Origin of the sequence: Streptomyces cyaneofuscatus, from assembly GCF_042718795.1 — a bacterium.
Taxonomy (GTDB): Bacteria; Actinomycetota; Actinomycetes; order Streptomycetales; family Streptomycetaceae; genus Streptomyces; species Streptomyces cyaneofuscatus_A.
Genome location: NZ_JBHXOX010000002.1, coordinates 150,097 through 165,155, shown reverse-complemented (window position 1 = coordinate 165,155; position 15,059 = coordinate 150,097). Strand labels below are relative to the sequence as shown.

Sequence of the window (15,059 nt, the reverse complement as noted above, 5' to 3'; positions counted from 1 at the left end):
CCCTTCCCCGCTGATTCCTCCCGTCGGGCCTTCCCGCCGATTGCCTGCCGGCTTCGCTTGCTTCGAGTGCACTCCAAGGATTTAGCGTGGAGGGCATGACGGTGATCGACGGAACCTCCCGGAGCACCCCCGCGACCGGCGCACCACCACGGCCGCAGCCCTCCTCGGGGGTGAACGCCTGTACGGATCTCCCCAAGCCGCACCCCCGGCCCGAGGGCAAGGACAGCTACACGATCAGCGAGGTCGTCGCCTTCACCGGGCTCACCGCGCACACCCTGCGCTGGTACGAACGGATCGGGCTCATGCCCCACGTCGACCGCTCGCACACCGGCCAGCGCCGCTTCTCCAACCGCGACCTGGACTGGCTGGTCTTCGTCGGCAAGCTGCGGCTGACCGGCATGCCCGTCGCCGACATGGTGCGGTACGCGGAGCTGCTGCGTGAGGGCGAGTCCACCTTCGAGGCACGCCAGGAACTGCTGGAGTCGACCCGACGCGATGTGATCACGCGGATCGCGGAACTCCACGACACCCTCGCCGTCCTCGACCACAAGATCGAGTTCTACGCGGGCGCCCGCACGGCGCCGGAGAGGCACAGCGCCTGATGACCGACAACGACACGAACACGAACACGAACGACACGCACACCATCGCCACCGTCGAGCTGGGTGGAGAGGGCGGCCCGACGGTCGGTGTCCAAGGGCTCGGCTGCATGGGCATGAGCGAGTTCTACGGCGACACCGACGAGCTCTCCGCCCGCGACACCCTCGACGCCGCGCTGGAGGCGGGCGTCACGCTCTTCGACACCGCCGACGTCTACGGGCGCGGCGCCAACGAGGAGTTCCTCGCCCCCTTCATCGGTGCCCACCGCGACGAGATCACCCTCGCCACCAAGTACGCCCTGGTGCGCTCCGACGACCCCGGCTACCGGGGCGTGAGCAACGACCCCGCCTACATCCGGACCGCCGTCGAGGCGAGCCTGCGCCGGCTGAACACCGACGTCATCGACCTCTACTACATGCACCGCCACGACCCGGCCGTCCCGTTCGCCGAATCGGTCGGCGCGATGGCGGAGCTGATCCAGCAGGGCAAGATCAAGCAGATCGGGCTGAGCGAGGTCACCGGCCCCGAACTGCGCGCTGCGTACGCCGTGCACCCGATCGCCGCCCTCCAGTCGGAGTGGTCCCTCTTCAGCCGGGACGTGGAGAAGAGCGCGCTCGGTGCGGCGGTGGAGCTGGGCGTCACGCTCGTGCCGTACTCGCCGCTCGGCCGGGGCTTCCTCACCGGCTCCTTCACCGACGCGGGGAAGGACCTGGGCGAGGGCGACTTCCGCAAGCACCAGCCCCGCTTCACCGGCGACAACGCCCGCACCAACGCGGCCCTGCTGGAGCCGGTCCACAAGATCGCCGCCGCTCACGGGGTGACGGCCGCGCAGGTGGCCCTCGCCTGGGTGCAGCAGCGGGCCCAGGTGCACGGCCTGACGGTGGTCCCGATCCCCGGCACCCGCAAGCGCAGCCGCCTCCTGGAGAACGTCGCGGCGACCCGCCTGACGCTGACGCCCGAGGAACTGGCCCTCCTGGAGCCGATCGCCGGCCAGGTGGCGGGCGACCGCTACCCGGACATGAGCATGACGTCGGCGGCGCGGGAGTAGCCGGGCCGGCACGCCCCTCACGCCAGCCCCAGCGCGAACACCGCGAACCCCGCCGCCAGCACCCCCGCCAACGCGCGGCGGGCGTTCGCGGCGCGGGTACCCGTCTTCCAGGGGGCGTCGAAGCGGCGGGTGTACCGGGCTATCAGCACCAGCAGCCCCGCGAACACCGGTAGCCACACGATCCGGGCCAGCACCCAGCCCACCGTGTCCGGCCCGGTCGTCAGCCCCGCCACCGCTGCCGTACCCCCGTCCAGCAACGAGGCCGGTACGGCGGCGGCCAGCATCGCGCTCTGGTGCCAGCACAGGATGGTCATCGCCGACAGGTTGACCACCACGACCGGCGCCCACAGCAACGGCCTGCGCAACGCCCGCCCCAGCCGGGCCTTCACCAGGATCGCCGCCCCGCTCTGCGCCGCTGCCAGCGCCACCACCAGCAGCGACGGCGGGTGCGAGTTGGTCCGCACCTCACCGGGCACGCCCACCAACGACGCCGGGTAGTGGAACGCCAGCAGCAGTACGGCGAAGAGCACCCCGCCGCCGACGAGCAGCAGCCGCGCACCCCGCTTCCCTATCCGCCCCTCGCCCCACGAGACGCCGAGCTGATAGGCGAAGAGCCACCCCGGCAGGATGTTCAGCACGCTCAGCCAGGACGGCATCCCCTCGGCGAAGGGCCCGTACCGCAGGAAGTCCACCACCGCGACCGACCCCAGCAGCGGCAGCGCCGCCCACCCGCCGAGCCTGCGCGCGAGGCGGACGCAGAGCGGGGTGAGTGCGGTGACCACGGTGTACACCCCGACGAACCAGAGCGGCTGGATCACCAGCGTCGACCCCGTACGCAGGGTGTCGCCCGGTACGCCCAGCCAGGACAGCGCGGCCAGCAGCACCGCCCACACCGCGGTCACCCCGAGCACCGGCCGACCGAGCCGGACCAGCCGCCCGCGCAGCCAGGCGGCCGCGGTCGAGGGCCGGCGGTGGTAGGAGAGGACCGAGGCATACCCGCCGACCAGGAAGAAGATCCCCAGCATCTGGAGCACCCAACTGAGCGGGGCGAAGGCCCCGAACGTCGAGAGCGGGCTCGCGTTGTGCAGCCCGTCCGCATCGAGCCGGAAACCGCCGAGCATCCAGTGCCCGAGCGGCACGGCGAGCAGCGCCAGGGCGCGCAGGCCGTCGATGGCCCGGTCCCGGTGGGCGGGGGTGGCGGCCTCGACGAGGGCGCCGAGCCGGTGCACACGCGTGCGGGTACTGGTGTGCGTGATCATCGGGCCGCCCCTTCCACGGTCGTGGCTCCCCGCGCGATCGCCGCGAAGGCCCGCAGCGAGTCCGTGCCCGGGGCGAAGTAGCCGGTGTGGCCCCGGGCGTCGCCGGCCGGTATGCGCTGGGCCCCGAACGCCGGGTCGGTGGGGTCGGTCCCGTGGCCGAGCCCGGCGAACCGCACGCTCGGCACGTCGTCGATCCAGTCGGTCGGATCCTTCGCCGCCCACACCGTCGCCCGGGTCCGCAGCGCGTCCACGTCGTCGGCCCGCATCCCGGGGGAGCCGAGCACCACCAGGTCGGTGGCGGGCAGGCGGTGGGCGGCGAGGCCGCAGACGACGGAGCCGTAGCTGTGGCAGAAGACGGCCGGTTCGTGCAGCCCGTCGGCGGTGAGCCCCTCGACGAATCGCGCCAGCCGCCCCGCGCCCGCCTCCGCGAGCCGCCCGGTCGCCGCGTCGATGCCGACGCCCACCGGAGTGGTGTACCCGGCCCAGGCGATGACGGCGGTGTCCGGACCGGCCTCCGCGTACAGGGACTTGGCCATGCCGGCGGGCGTCCCGTACACATCGTTCGCCCGGTCGAAGGTCCCGGCGTCGTTGTCGGAGCCGGGCACCACCACCGAGACCCGGTGCGCCGAGCGCAGGTCCCCGAAGACCTCGGCGACCTGGCCGCGCCCGCGCGGGTCGAACGCGAGGATCTGGCGGCCGGGGGCGGCGAGCGAGCGGTAGCGCGGGTCATCGGCGGTTGCGAGGGCGAGGGAGTTGGCGCGGTAACGCAGCTCAAGCGGGGCGCCGTCGAGGTTTCCGACGACGGACGGGTGCCGGAGGAGCAGAAGTTGCCGCTCCTTGGTGCTCAACCTGTCGAAGAATGCGGCCACTTCGGCGGGGGTCGCACGCTCCGGGTCGGGCAGCTCCGCCCCCAGCACCCGGTCCGCCCGCCACGACGTGGTGTCCGGCGGCGGCCCGGTCAGCGCCTGCTGCGCATCCCCCGAGACCCAGCCCGCCGTCCCTGTCACCACGCTCGTAGCCAGTGCGAACGCGACCACGGTCCTCGCGTATCGGCGCATCGTGCCCTCCCTCTCCGCTGCCGCACCGACCGGCGCGAACGTGAGGAAGGTAGGAAGAAGATGGGTGAGGGAGCGTCACACCGGGGGGCCAACTGCGATGTGCTACTGGGGTAGGGGGTGGGCGAAGGTTCAGGCCCCCGCGTCCCCCGGCGTCACCAGCCCCGACTCGTACGCGAAGATCACCGCCTGCGCCCGGTCCCGCAGGTCCAGCTTGGCCAGCACCCGCCCGATGTGCGTCTTCACGGTCTGCTCGGCCAGCACCAGACGCCCCGCGATCTCCTGGTTCGAGAGGCCCCGGGCGATCAGCTCCAGCACCTCCGTCTCGCGCGGAGTCAGCCCGTTCAGCCGCAGCGCCTGGCCGCCGCGCGTCGCCCCCGACGGCCGCTGCGCCGCGAAGTCCGCGATCAGCCGCCGCGTCACCGAGGGCGCCAGCAGCGCGTCGCCCGCCGCCACCACCCGTACCGCCGCGATCAGATCGGCGGGCGGGGCGTCCTTCAGCAGGAACCCGGATGCCCCGGCGCGCAGCGCCTCGTACACGTAGTCGTCCACGTCGAACGTGGTCAGCATCAGCACCTTCGGCCGGTGCACCACACCGATCGGCGGGTTCAACAACTCGCGGGCGGCCGCCAGTCCGTCCATCTCCGGCATCCGCACGTCCATCAGGACCACATCCGGGTGCTGGTGGCGGCTGACCTCCACGCCCTTCCGGCCGTCCGACGCCTCGCCGACCACGTCGATGTCGCTCTGCGCCGCCAGCAGCGCCGCGAACCCCGCCCGCACCATGGCCTGGTCGTCGACGATGATCACGCGGATGGTCACAGATCCTCCGGAGGCAGGGGAGTCGGTGGTGCGGCGGACGAGGGAGCGGACGGCGCGGCGGCCGGGGGCAGCGGCATCCGGGCCGCGACCCGGAATCCGCCGTCGGGCAGCGGGCCGGTGTCCAGCGTGCCGCCGGTCAACCGTACGCGCTCGCGCATCCCGACCAGCCCGTGCCCGGTCCCGCTCGTCTCCAACGGCGAAGCGCGGGTGGCGGCGCGCTCGTTGACGACGAGCACGAGGAGGTGACCGCGCTCCGGCGCGACGAGGACCCGGGTGCGGGCCCCCGGCGCGTGCCGCACGACATTGGCCAGGGCCTCCTGCACGATCCGGTACGCCGACAGGTCCACCGCCGGGGGCACCTCGCTCAGCCGGGAACCCCGCCCCGGGCTCAGCTCCGGGCTGAGCGCCAGCTCCGCCGGCAGCCCCGCCCGCACGGTCGCCTCCACCAACTGCTGGAGCCGGTCCAGGCCGGGCTGCGGCGCCCGGTCGCCCTCGGTCCCCTCGCTGCGCAGCACCGACAGCAGCCGCCGCATCTCGCCCAGCGACTCCCGCGCCGCCGCCGCGATCGCCGTGAACTCCTCCTCGGCCGCCTTCGGCAGCCCGCTGATCCGGTACGGGGCGGAGTCCGCCTGCACGGTGATCACCGACATGTGGTGGGCGACCACGTCGTGCAGCTCACGCGCGATCCGCGTCCGCTCCTCCAACAGCGTGCGCTGCGCCCGCTCGGCCTCGCTGATCGTCTCCTGCTCGGCGAGCCGGCGCTGAGCCACGCCCCGCTCCCGTACCGCCCCGCCGATCACCAGCACCACCCCGCCGAGGATGGTCAGCAGCAGGGCGCTCCCGCTGCTGCGGTCCGGTGCGATCAGGTGCAGCACGGCTCCGGCGGTGCCCGTCACCGCCCAGACCGCGATCACGGTCCGCCGCGTCTCCCGCAGCCCGAGCGCCAGCAGCAGGAAGAGGTAGGCGACGATCGCCGGCGGTGTCCATGGCCAGACGTCGCTCGGGTCGGCGGGCTGCGCCAGCAGCACCAGCGCGCCCAGGATGTCGGCGGGGAAGATGATCCACCACGCCTGGAGCGGTCGGTGGGCCAGCATCAGCAGCGGCGCCGCCTGGGCCACGCCGAGCGCCCCCGCCAGCGCGCCGGGCACGCCGTACTGCGTGGTCAGGACGGTGATGGTGACCGGGATGAAGGTCGCGGCCAGCGCGAGGACCACGACGTACGGAAGCAGCCGCTGCCACCGCTTCGGGGCGTGGGCCAGCAACGGCGTGGACGGATGGGACGCGTGGGACAGCCCGTGGGCGAGCTCGCGCAGATTGCGGCGGGCGGCGCTCAGCAGGCCGTCGGCGGGCGGCAGGGGCCCGGCGGGGGAAGTGGACATGGCCGGGTCAGCCTAGGAGGGCGAGCGCCTCCCGCGCGTCATACCGGGGACTTGCCCGCCCCCGGCCCGCCTCATACCGGGGTACGGGGCGGCGGGGCCGGTCCCCATGGCGCGAGGGGTGGCGGGGCCGGTGTCCGGACCGAACGGGCCGGCTGGGCCGGTCTCCGGGACGTACGCGGCCTCACAGCTCCGCCAGCAGTTGTGCCTTCTTCGCGCTGTACTCGTCGTCCGTCACCAGCCCCGCCTGATGGAGCTCGCCGAGGTGATGTATCCGCTCGGCGATGTCCGCCGGGTCGCGCCGCCCTGCGTTCACCAGGACCGGGGCCGGGACGGCCGGCGCGCTCTGGGTGCTGCGTACGGATTCCAGTACGGCGGCGGCGAAGGGCAGCGACTCGTGCACCGGCCCGTAGCCGAGGCCGAAAAGGACCGCCGCCGGGTCCTGGTCCGCCGGGGCGCGGTTCACGGTGCCCGAGGCGCCGTCCAGGGCTGTGCCCGCTCCCTTCGGACCAGGGCTGACGGGCCCGTGGAGGTCGCCGAGGCTGCCGCCGGTGCGGTGGTCCGCCGGGACGGCCGCACGGGGCACCAGCCGGAGGTAGCCGTCGAGGCCTTCGGGGGAGCGCCACTCGATTCCAGCCAGTTCGCTCACCCGGTACGTCTGGTCACCGGCCTTCCACTTCGCGCTGGAGGCCCCCGTCCAGAACCACCGGAAGGAGATCCGCTCCCCGTCGAACGCGGCCCGTCCGTCGTACGCCTTGAACTGCATCGGCGCCTCGGGGGCGGCGACCAGGAAACGGTCGGCGGGCTCGTCGGACGCGGGGCCCAGACAGGACCGCAGCTCGTCCGCGTAATACTCCGCGAGCAGCTCCCGGTCTGCCGGAAGCACCAGGCGGTAGGGGTCGCACCCCTCCTTCAGCTGCCCCGCGGCAGCCTCCAGGAGCGGGTCTGCACCCGGTCTCGGCACGACACGCAGCACCACCGTGTCCCGCTTGCCCGGGGTCAGCGTCACCGACGACAGCGCAGCATGCGGGATGCGGCGCTCCCGCAGGTTCTGCAGGAGCTTCGGCGTGCGGATACCCCGTTCGAAGCGGATGAGCACGGAGTCGGTGTCGAACTCCCAGGTGGCATGAATTCCGGCCAGCACATCACCCATGTGCCTCATCGTATGCGGCACAGGCTCACACGTCCCCCCTCGGCGTAAGTCGCAATTAATCGGCTTGTCACGCTGCTCTACGCGCGTCAGCCTTCCCGATCACCGGAAATACCACTGTGGCAAGCGCCGTCGGCAGTTGCGCAGCTGACCGATCCGTAGGCGCCGACGCCGATCGCGGCGAAGTTGCCGAGGCTCTCGGTGCCGGGTTCGAAGTAGCCGCTGTGGCCGGCGGCCCCGGCCGCTGAGACCCGCCGGGCCCCGAAGGCCGGGTCGACCGGGTCGGCGCCGTGCCCGATCCCGCCGAACTCCAGGTGCGGCACATCCTGGATCCAGTCGTCCCGGTCCCGCATCGCCCAGATCCGGGCGTCGGTGTCGAGCCGTGCGGCGCTGTCGGCCCGCATGCCGGGGGATCCGGCGACCGCGATGTCGGCCACCCGGTCGGGGGCCTTGTCGGCGGCCACCCCGCACACCACGGAGCCGTAGCTGTGGCAGAACAGCGAGACCGTGGACGTGCCGGGCAACGCCCCCACCAGTGCGTTCAGCCGCAGGGCACCCTCCGTCGCGAGTCCGCCGAGCGCCGCGTCCATGCCGAGACCGGCCGGGGCGGTGTAGTCGGCCCAGGCGATGACGGCGGTACGGGTCCCGGGGGAGGCCGCGCGCTCCGCCCCGTACAGGGACTTCGCCATGCCGACGGGCGCGGAGTTGACGCGCCGGCTCCGCTCCAGCGTGAGGAGGTTGGTGTCGACACCCGGGACGACCACGGAGACCCGGGAGGCCCGGTCGAGATCGCCGAACACCTCGGCGGCACGGCCCCGCCCGGACGGGTCGAAGGCCAGGATCTGGCGGTCCTTCGCGAGCATCGACCGGAAGCGGGCCGCCCGCTGGGCCGCCTCGCCGCGACCGCCCGCCGAGAGCGTCCGGTCGTACGTACGCCGCTGCTCGACGGCCATCGCCTGCTTCAGGGCCAGCCGGTTGGCGTGGTAGCGCAGGGTGACCGGGACGCCGTTCAGGTTCCCCACGACCGTGGGGTACTTGTCGGCCAGCGCCATCTGCTGCCCCGAGGTGAGCGTGGCGAAGAAGTGGGCCATCCGGAAGGCGGGCGCCCCGGCCTCCGGCAGCGGACGTCCCGCTATCCGGTCCCGCGCCCAGGAGGCGAGGGCCAGCTCACGCTCCCCTTTTACCTGGTGATCCCGTACGGCGGACCAGCCCGTCGTCGCCAGCATCACGAACACGACCGCTACGGCGAGCAGCGCGCGCCATGCGGTCAGGGTGGGGGAGGAGTCGAAAGAAGTCACCGCGCCACACCCTAGGAGACGGGCGCGTACGACCGTGATTCAGGTGAGGTACATCACCCGGCTGCGAAGGATTCAACCGCATTACTTCACAGATGGTTACGGCAGACCGCTGTCGCTGTTGTCGCCGCCGTCCGCCTGCGGGACGTGGTCACCCCGACCGCCGCCAGTCCCCCGCCAGCGCCGGGACGAGCTGGTCCAGATACTCCTCGGTGAGGTCGCGCAGCGCCTCCACGCTCGAATCGTGCCCCTGGCCCCATAGCTGGCCGGTCACCCGCATCACCCCGGAGAAGGCAGCGACAGCCACCCGGGGCCGCGGGTCCCTCGTCACGTCGAGCCCCTCGCGCTCCGCGACCAGGTGGGCGATCTGGTTCTCCAGGGCGATCCCGCGCCGCATATGGGCGGCGAGCAGGGAGGGGGTCGATTCGATCATCTGGTACGTGCGCATATGGAGGTCGACCGTGATGACCTCCTCGATCGCCTCACCGATGCTGTTCCAGGCGCAGAGCACCGCCCGGCGCATCGCCTCGAACGGGGCCTCGCCGGCGGGGCGGTCGCGCAGCTCCGCGATGAAGCGGGACTCGACCATCTCCTGTACCGCGAACGTGATGTCCTCCTTGCTCGCGAAGTAGCGGAAGAAGGTGCGCTGGGAGACGTCTACCGCCTCGACGATCTCGTCGACGGTGGTGCGTTCGTACCCCTGGGTGGTGAAGAGTTCGAGGGCGGCGCGCAACAGGGCGTCGCGGGTGCGCTGCTTCTTGCGCTCACGCAGTCCGGGCCGGGTCGCGGCTCTCTGCCCATGGGTCACGTACCAGTCCTCTTTTCCCTCGTTTGTCCAGGTCAGCTTACCTGTGAGCTATGCGACAGCTACTGTCTCGTGAATGCGTTTGTCAACTGTCAGTGGCTGTCACTAGTCTCCGCGTATGACTAGTCAGACCACCGTCGAGAAGGCGTCGCGGGAACCGGAAGACGGCCCCGTACCCGCCGCGGCCAAGGGGCTTCGCGGCCACCCCTGGCTGACCCTGTTCGCCGTCGCCATCGGCGTGATGATGGTCGCGCTCGACGGCACGATCGTCGCCATCGCGAACCCCGCGATCCAGAAGGACCTCGGCGCCACGCTCGCCGACGTCCAGTGGATCACCAACGGCTATCTGCTCGCCCTGGCCGTCGCCCTGATCACCGCGGGCAAGCTCGGTGACCGCTTCGGCCACCGCCAGACCTTCCTCATCGGCATCGCGGGCTTCGCCGTCTCCTCCGCCGCCATCGGCTTCTCCAAGGAGATCGGCCTGGTCGTCCTCTTCCGGGTGCTCCAGGGCCTCTTCGGCGCCCTGCTGATGCCGGCCGCGCTCGGTCTCCTGCGGGCCACCTTCCCCGCCGAGAAGCTGAACATGGCCATCGGCATCTGGGGCATGGTCATCGGGGCGTCCACCGCGGGCGGCCCCATCGTCGGCGGTCTGCTCGTCGAGCACGTCAGCTGGCAGTCGGTCTTCTTCATCAACGTGCCGGTCGGCATCGTCGCGCTCATCTTCGGCCTGGTGATCCTCAAGGACCACCGCGCCGCCAACGCGCCGCGCTCCTTCGACATCCTGGGCATCGTGCTGCTCTCGGGCGCGATGTTCTCCCTCATCTGGGGCATCATCAAGGCCGGTGAGTCCTGGGGCTGGGGCGGCGGCTGGACCTGGTTCTTCCTCGGCCTCGCGCTCGCCCTCTTCCTCGCCTTCGGCCTCTGGCAGACGCGGGTACGCGAGCCGCTCGTCCCGCTGGCGATGTTCCGGTCCATCCCGTTGACGGCCGGCACCATCCTCATGGTGCTGATGGCGTTCGCCTTCATGGGCGGCCTCTTCTTCGTGACGTTCTTCCTTCAGGGCGTCCACGGCCTCAGCCCGGTCGACAGCGGTCTCCACCTGCTGCCGCTGACCGCCATGATGATCGTCTCCTCGCCGGTCGCCGGTCTGCTGATCACCAAGTTCGGCCCCCGTGTGCCGCTGGTCGGCGGCATGGTCTGCACGGCCACCGCCATGTTCGGCATGACGACGCTCAGCGAGTCCACCGGCACCTTCGCCATGTCCCTCTGGTTCGCCCTGCTCGGCTGCGGGCTCGCCCCGGTCATGGTCGGCGCCACCGAGGTCATCGTCGGCAACGCGCCCCTGGAGCTCTCCGGTGTGGCCGGCGGCCTCCAGCAGGCCGCCATGCAGGTCGGCGGCGCCCTCGGCACCGCCGTCCTCGGCGCGGTCATGTCCTCCAAGGTCAGCTCGGAGTTCGCGGGCAACTGGACGGACGCGGGCCTGCCCGGCACGCCCGACCCGAAGCTGGAGGAGGCCGCCGAGTTCGGCATGGTCCCGGTGGACGCGCTCTCCAAGGCCCCCGGCATGACGCCGGACGTCGTCGACACCATCGGCGGCGTCATCCACGACACGTTCATGTCCGGCATGGGCCTGGCCTTCACCGTCGCGGGCGTCGTCGCCGTCATCGCGGCCGGTGTCGCCACCCTCACCAAGCGTGGCGCGAACGCCGAGGCGGGCGCCGGAGTCGGCCACATCTAGGCCCCGGCCCCAGACCTCCGGCCCAGACCCCCGGACCCCGGAAACGCGTCAACACAGCGCACACCACAGCCCCGCCGAATCCTTTCGGCGGGGCTGTCGCCTATCAGGGTGGCGTGCGTCGTCCCCCTCTTCCCCGGGCGCCTCCGCGCTGGTCAGGCTGGTCAGGACAGCACCGCGCCACGACATGGCGCGGCGCACGACCACGGGGGTTGATCCACCATGCGTACGACCACACGCACGACCACGCGTACGAACCGCACGACCGTTCTCGCCGCAGGCCTGGCGGTCACCGCGCTCACCGCACTCATCCCGCAGGCGCTCGCCCAGGACCGGTCCCCGGCGCGCGTGCAGCCCGCCTCGGACGTCCGGCTCGGCACCTGCGAGGCGGGCCGGCTCTGCCTCTGGAAGAAGCCCGACTTCACCGGCGGCCGGCAGACGTACGAACTCTCCACCGTCGACATCGAGAGCTGCACCCCGCTCCCCAAGGGCGGCGACGCCCAGTCCCTCGCCAACCGCACCGGCCGGCCCGTCACCACCTACCAGTCGGCCGAATGCCAGGAGACGGGCGAGTTCGAGACGTACCCGGGCGGTGGGACCTGGCTGCCCCGCTCCCCGTACCAGGTGCGGGCGTTCAAGATCTGGGAGAACTAGCGGCTCCCGGGTGTGCCGAGGGGCGGCGACGCGCTCGCGTCACCGCCCCTCGGGCCCGTACAGCAGCTCTACGGCTACGCGTCGCCGCCCGCCGCGCCCGGATCGGCCGCGGCCACATCCAGGAGGTCGTAGCGGTCCAGCGCCGTCTTCAGGGCCGACCGGTCGATCTTCCCCTCCTTCGCGAGCTCGGTGAGCACCGCGAGGACGATCGACTGCGCGTCGATGTGGAAGAACCGGCGCGCCGCACCCCGGGTGTCCGCGAAGCCGAAGCCGTCCGCGCCCAGCGACTGGTAGGTGCCGGGCACCCAGCGCGCGATCTGGTCCGGCACCGAACGCATCCAGTCCGAGACCGCAACGAACGGGCCCTCGGCCCCTTCGAGCTTCTTCGTCACGTACGGGACGCGCTGCTCCTCCTCCGGGTGGAGCAGGTTGTACCGCTCCACGTCCACGGCCTCGCGCCGCAGCTCGTTCCAGGAGGTGGCCGACCAGACGTCCGCCTTGACGTTCCACTCCTCGGCGAGGATCTTCTGCGCCTCGACGGCCCAGGGGACCGCCACACCGGACGCCAGGATCTGCGCCGGGATCTCGCCCGCCCCGCCCTGCTTGAAGCGGTAGACACCCTTGAGGATGCCGTCCACGTCGACGTTCTCGGGCTCGGCCGGGTGCTGGATCGGCTCGTTGTAGACCGTGAGGTAGTAGAAGACGTCCTCGTTGGCCTCGCCGTACATCCGGCGCAGCCCGTCCTGCATGATGTGCGCGATCTCGTACCCGAAGGCCGGGTCGTAGGCGACACAGCCCGGGTTGGTCGAGGCGAGCAGCTGCGAGTGGCCGTCCGCGTGCTGGAGGCCCTCACCGGTCAGGGTCGTACGCCCGGCGGTCGCACCCAGCACGAAACCGCGCGAGAGCTGGTCGGCCATCTGCCAGAACTGGTCGCCGGTGCGCTGGAACCCGAACATCGAGTAGAAGACGTACACCGGGATCAGTGGCTCGCCGTGCGTCGCGTACGCCGAACCGGCGGCGATCAGCGACGCCGTACAGCCCGCCTCGGAGATGCCGTCGTGCAGCATCTGGCCCGTCGGCGACTCCTTGTACGCGAGCAGCAGATCGCGGTCGACCGCCTCGTACTGCTGGCCCAGCGGGTTGTAGATCTTCGCACTCGGGAAGAACGCGTCCATGCCGAACGTGCGGTACTCGTCGGGCGCGATCAGCACGAACCGCTTGCCGATCTCCTTGTCCCGCATGAGGTCCTTCAGGATGCGGACGAACGCCATGGTGGTGGCGATCGACTGCGTACCCGAACCCTTCTTCGCAGCCGCGTACGTCTTGTCCTCGGGCTGCGGCAGGGGCTTCGCGCGCACCACCCGGGTCGGCACGTAGCCGCCCAGACTGTTGCGGCGGTCGTGCATGTACTGGATCTCCTCCGAGTCGCGGCCCGGGTGGTAGTAGGGCGGGTAGCCCTCGTCGAGCTGCTTGTCGGTGATCGGGATGTGCAGCCGGTCGCGGAACCGCTTGAGGTCCTCGACCGTGAGCTTCTTCATCTGGTGGGTCGCGTTGCGGCCCTCGAAGTTCGGCCCCAGCGTCCAGCCCTTGACCGTCTGCGCCAGGATCACGGTCGGCTGGCCCTTATGGGCCTTGGCCGCCGCGTAGGCCGCGTAGACCTTCCTGTGGTCGTGCCCGCCGCGCCCCAGGTGCAGGATCTGGTGGTCGGTCATGTCCTTGACCATGTCGCGCAGCCGCGGGTCGTCACCGAAGAAGTGCTCGCGGATGTACGAACCGGTCTCGGTGGCGTACGTCTGGAACTGCCCGTCCGGGGTGGTGTTCAGCTTGTTGACCAGGATGCCCGTGCGGTCCTGCGCCAGCAGCGGGTCCCAGGAGCGGTCCCAGACCAGCTTGATGACGTTCCACCCGGCGCCCCGGAACTGCGACTCCAGCTCCTGGATGATCTTGCCATTACCGCGCACCGGGCCGTCGAGGCGCTGAAGGTTGCAGTTGACGACGAAAGTCAGGTTGTCCAGGTTCTCGCGGGCGGCGATGGAGAGCTGGCCCAGCGACTCGGGCTCGTCCATCTCGCCGTCGCCCAGATAGGCCCACACGTGCGACTTGGAGGTGTCGGCGATACCGCGCGCCTCCATGTAGCGGTTCATCCGCGCCTGGTAGATCGCGCCGAGCGGGCCGAGGCCCATCGAGACGGTCGGGAACTCCCAGAAGTCCGGCATCAGCCGCGGGTGCGGGTAGCTGGACAGGCCGTTCGGCGCCTTCGACTTCTCCTGGCGGAACGCGTCGAGCTGGGCCTCGCTCAGCCGGTCCAGCAGGAACGCGCGGGCGTAGATCCCCGGGGACGCGTGCCCCTGGAAGAAGATCTGGTCGCCGCCGTCGCCCTGGTCCTTGCCGCGGAAGAAGTGGTTGAAGCCCACGTCGTACAGCGAGGCGGAGGAGGCGAAGGTGGCGATGTGGCCGCCGACACCGATCCCGGGTCGCTGCGCCCGGGAGACCATCACGGCCGCGTTCCAGCGGGTCGCGTTGAGGACCTTGCGCTCGATCTCCTCGTCACCCGGGAAGAACGGCTCGTCCTTCGTGGCGATCGTGTTCACGTAGTCCGTGCTGCGCATCTCCGGCACGGCGACGCGCTTCTCCCGCGCGCGCTCGATGAGCCGGAGCATCAGGTAGCGGGCCCGCTCACGGCCTCGCTCGTCGACGGCGGCGTCGAGGGAGTCGAGCCATTCCTGGGTCTCCTCCGGATCAAAATCCGGGACCTGGCTCGGAAGGCCGCCAATGATGATCGGGTTGCGATCGGATCCGGAAGCCACACTGTTCCTTCGCTGTTCGGTGGTGCTCTGCGGGGTCTGTTACGGGGAACGTACCCCCGGGACAACTGTGTGCGCGCCGCCTCCATCGTGCTACCGCGAGGGCCCGGACGTCATCTCTACCGTGGGGTAACCCCGAGGTTCCGAAATTTCTCCGGCGGGGCACGAGTATGGGCAGTACGCGGCGGGGTACGGGCAAACCGCAACCTTACGCCCAACCCGTCCAAGCGTTCCCAAAGGCCGTTCGAATCCGATTGGCGGAGCGAAACGGCATAAGCTGAGGAAGGACGTAAACGGATGGGGTGACCTTGCGAAGCCCCGGAGGGACCGGCCCAGGCCCCGGAGAGACATGCCGGAGCCTGCGGTGACGTGGCAGGGAACGTCACCGTTCAGGCGGTCTCGCCCGCCGGGTACTTGCGCGATTCGCCGGGCCCGTGTGGACTACGGCCTACGCCC

At 71.3% G+C, this 15,059-nt stretch carries 12 protein-coding genes; 4 read left to right on the top strand and 8 right to left on the bottom strand.

Annotated elements, in window-relative coordinates; translation table 11 throughout:
• Positions 1–95 precede the first annotated feature (95 nt).
• The gene (locus ACFWRT_RS02425; RefSeq protein ID WP_380949425.1) at positions 96–602 is read left to right on the top strand and encodes a MerR family transcriptional regulator; all 507 of its coding nucleotides are present in this window, start codon (positions 96–98) and stop codon (positions 600–602) included.
• Positions 602–1,648 carry an aldo/keto reductase gene (locus tag ACFWRT_RS02420; protein ID WP_380949426.1) on the top strand — a complete coding sequence of 349 codons (1,047 nt, stop codon included), beginning with the start codon at positions 602–604 and terminating at the stop codon, positions 1,646–1,648. Before ACFWRT_RS02425 ends, ACFWRT_RS02420 begins: the two co-directional genes overlap by 1 nt.
• Before the next feature lie 17 nt (positions 1,649–1,665).
• Here ACFWRT_RS02420 and ACFWRT_RS02415 read toward each other — a convergent pair whose 3' ends face one another.
• The 7 genes from ACFWRT_RS02415 to ACFWRT_RS02385 all read right to left on the bottom strand — a co-directional run bounded on the left by ACFWRT_RS02415 (position 1,666) and on the right by ACFWRT_RS02385 (position 9,413).
• Positions 1,666–2,907, bottom strand: coding sequence for an acyltransferase family protein (locus ACFWRT_RS02415; protein WP_380949427.1), 1,242 nt, complete (start codon positions 2,905–2,907; stop codon positions 1,666–1,668).
• The gene (locus ACFWRT_RS02410) at positions 2,904–3,965 is read right to left on the bottom strand and encodes an alpha/beta hydrolase (protein WP_380949428.1); all 1,062 of its coding nucleotides are present in this window, start codon (positions 3,963–3,965) and stop codon (positions 2,904–2,906) included. The genes ACFWRT_RS02415 and ACFWRT_RS02410 overlap by 4 nt, the downstream gene beginning before the upstream one ends.
• 129 nt (positions 3,966–4,094) lie before the next feature.
• Positions 4,095–4,784: a response regulator gene (locus ACFWRT_RS02405; protein WP_380949429.1), complete on the bottom strand. Its 690-nt coding sequence runs from the start codon at positions 4,782–4,784 to the stop codon at positions 4,095–4,097.
• Complete coding sequence (locus ACFWRT_RS02400; RefSeq protein ID WP_380949430.1) at positions 4,781–6,163, bottom strand: sensor histidine kinase; 1,383 nt, start codon at positions 6,161–6,163, stop codon at positions 4,781–4,783. The genes ACFWRT_RS02405 and ACFWRT_RS02400 overlap by 4 nt, the downstream gene beginning before the upstream one ends.
• Positions 6,164–6,344: 181 nt before the next feature.
• The gene (locus ACFWRT_RS02395) at positions 6,345–7,313 is read right to left on the bottom strand and encodes a DUF4429 domain-containing protein (RefSeq protein ID WP_380949431.1); all 969 of its coding nucleotides are present in this window, start codon (positions 7,311–7,313) and stop codon (positions 6,345–6,347) included.
• An 86-nt stretch (positions 7,314–7,399) separates the two neighbouring features.
• Positions 7,400–8,608, bottom strand: a complete 1,209-nt coding sequence (locus ACFWRT_RS02390; protein ID WP_380949432.1) for an alpha/beta hydrolase — start codon at positions 8,606–8,608, stop codon at positions 7,400–7,402.
• A 148-nt stretch (positions 8,609–8,756) separates the two neighbouring features.
• The gene (locus ACFWRT_RS02385) at positions 8,757–9,413 is read right to left on the bottom strand and encodes a TetR family transcriptional regulator (RefSeq protein WP_380949433.1); all 657 of its coding nucleotides are present in this window, start codon (positions 9,411–9,413) and stop codon (positions 8,757–8,759) included.
• Positions 9,414–9,528: 115 nt separating this feature from the next.
• Between ACFWRT_RS02385 and ACFWRT_RS02380 the strand changes: the two genes are divergently transcribed.
• Complete coding sequence (locus ACFWRT_RS02380; RefSeq protein ID WP_380949434.1) at positions 9,529–11,148, top strand: MFS transporter; 1,620 nt, start codon at positions 9,529–9,531, stop codon at positions 11,146–11,148.
• 219 nt (positions 11,149–11,367) lie between these two features.
• Entirely contained in the window at positions 11,368–11,799 is a 432-nt protein-coding gene (locus ACFWRT_RS02375; protein ID WP_380949435.1) for a peptidase inhibitor family I36 protein, read from the top strand.
• Positions 11,800–11,873: 74 nt separating this feature from the next.
• Here ACFWRT_RS02375 and aceE read toward each other — a convergent pair whose 3' ends face one another.
• Positions 11,874–14,606 (bottom strand): pyruvate dehydrogenase (acetyl-transferring), homodimeric type, encoded by a 2,733-nt coding sequence (gene aceE / locus ACFWRT_RS02370; RefSeq protein WP_380949436.1) that lies wholly within the window; start codon positions 14,604–14,606, stop codon positions 11,874–11,876.
• Positions 14,607–15,059 lie beyond the last annotated feature (453 nt).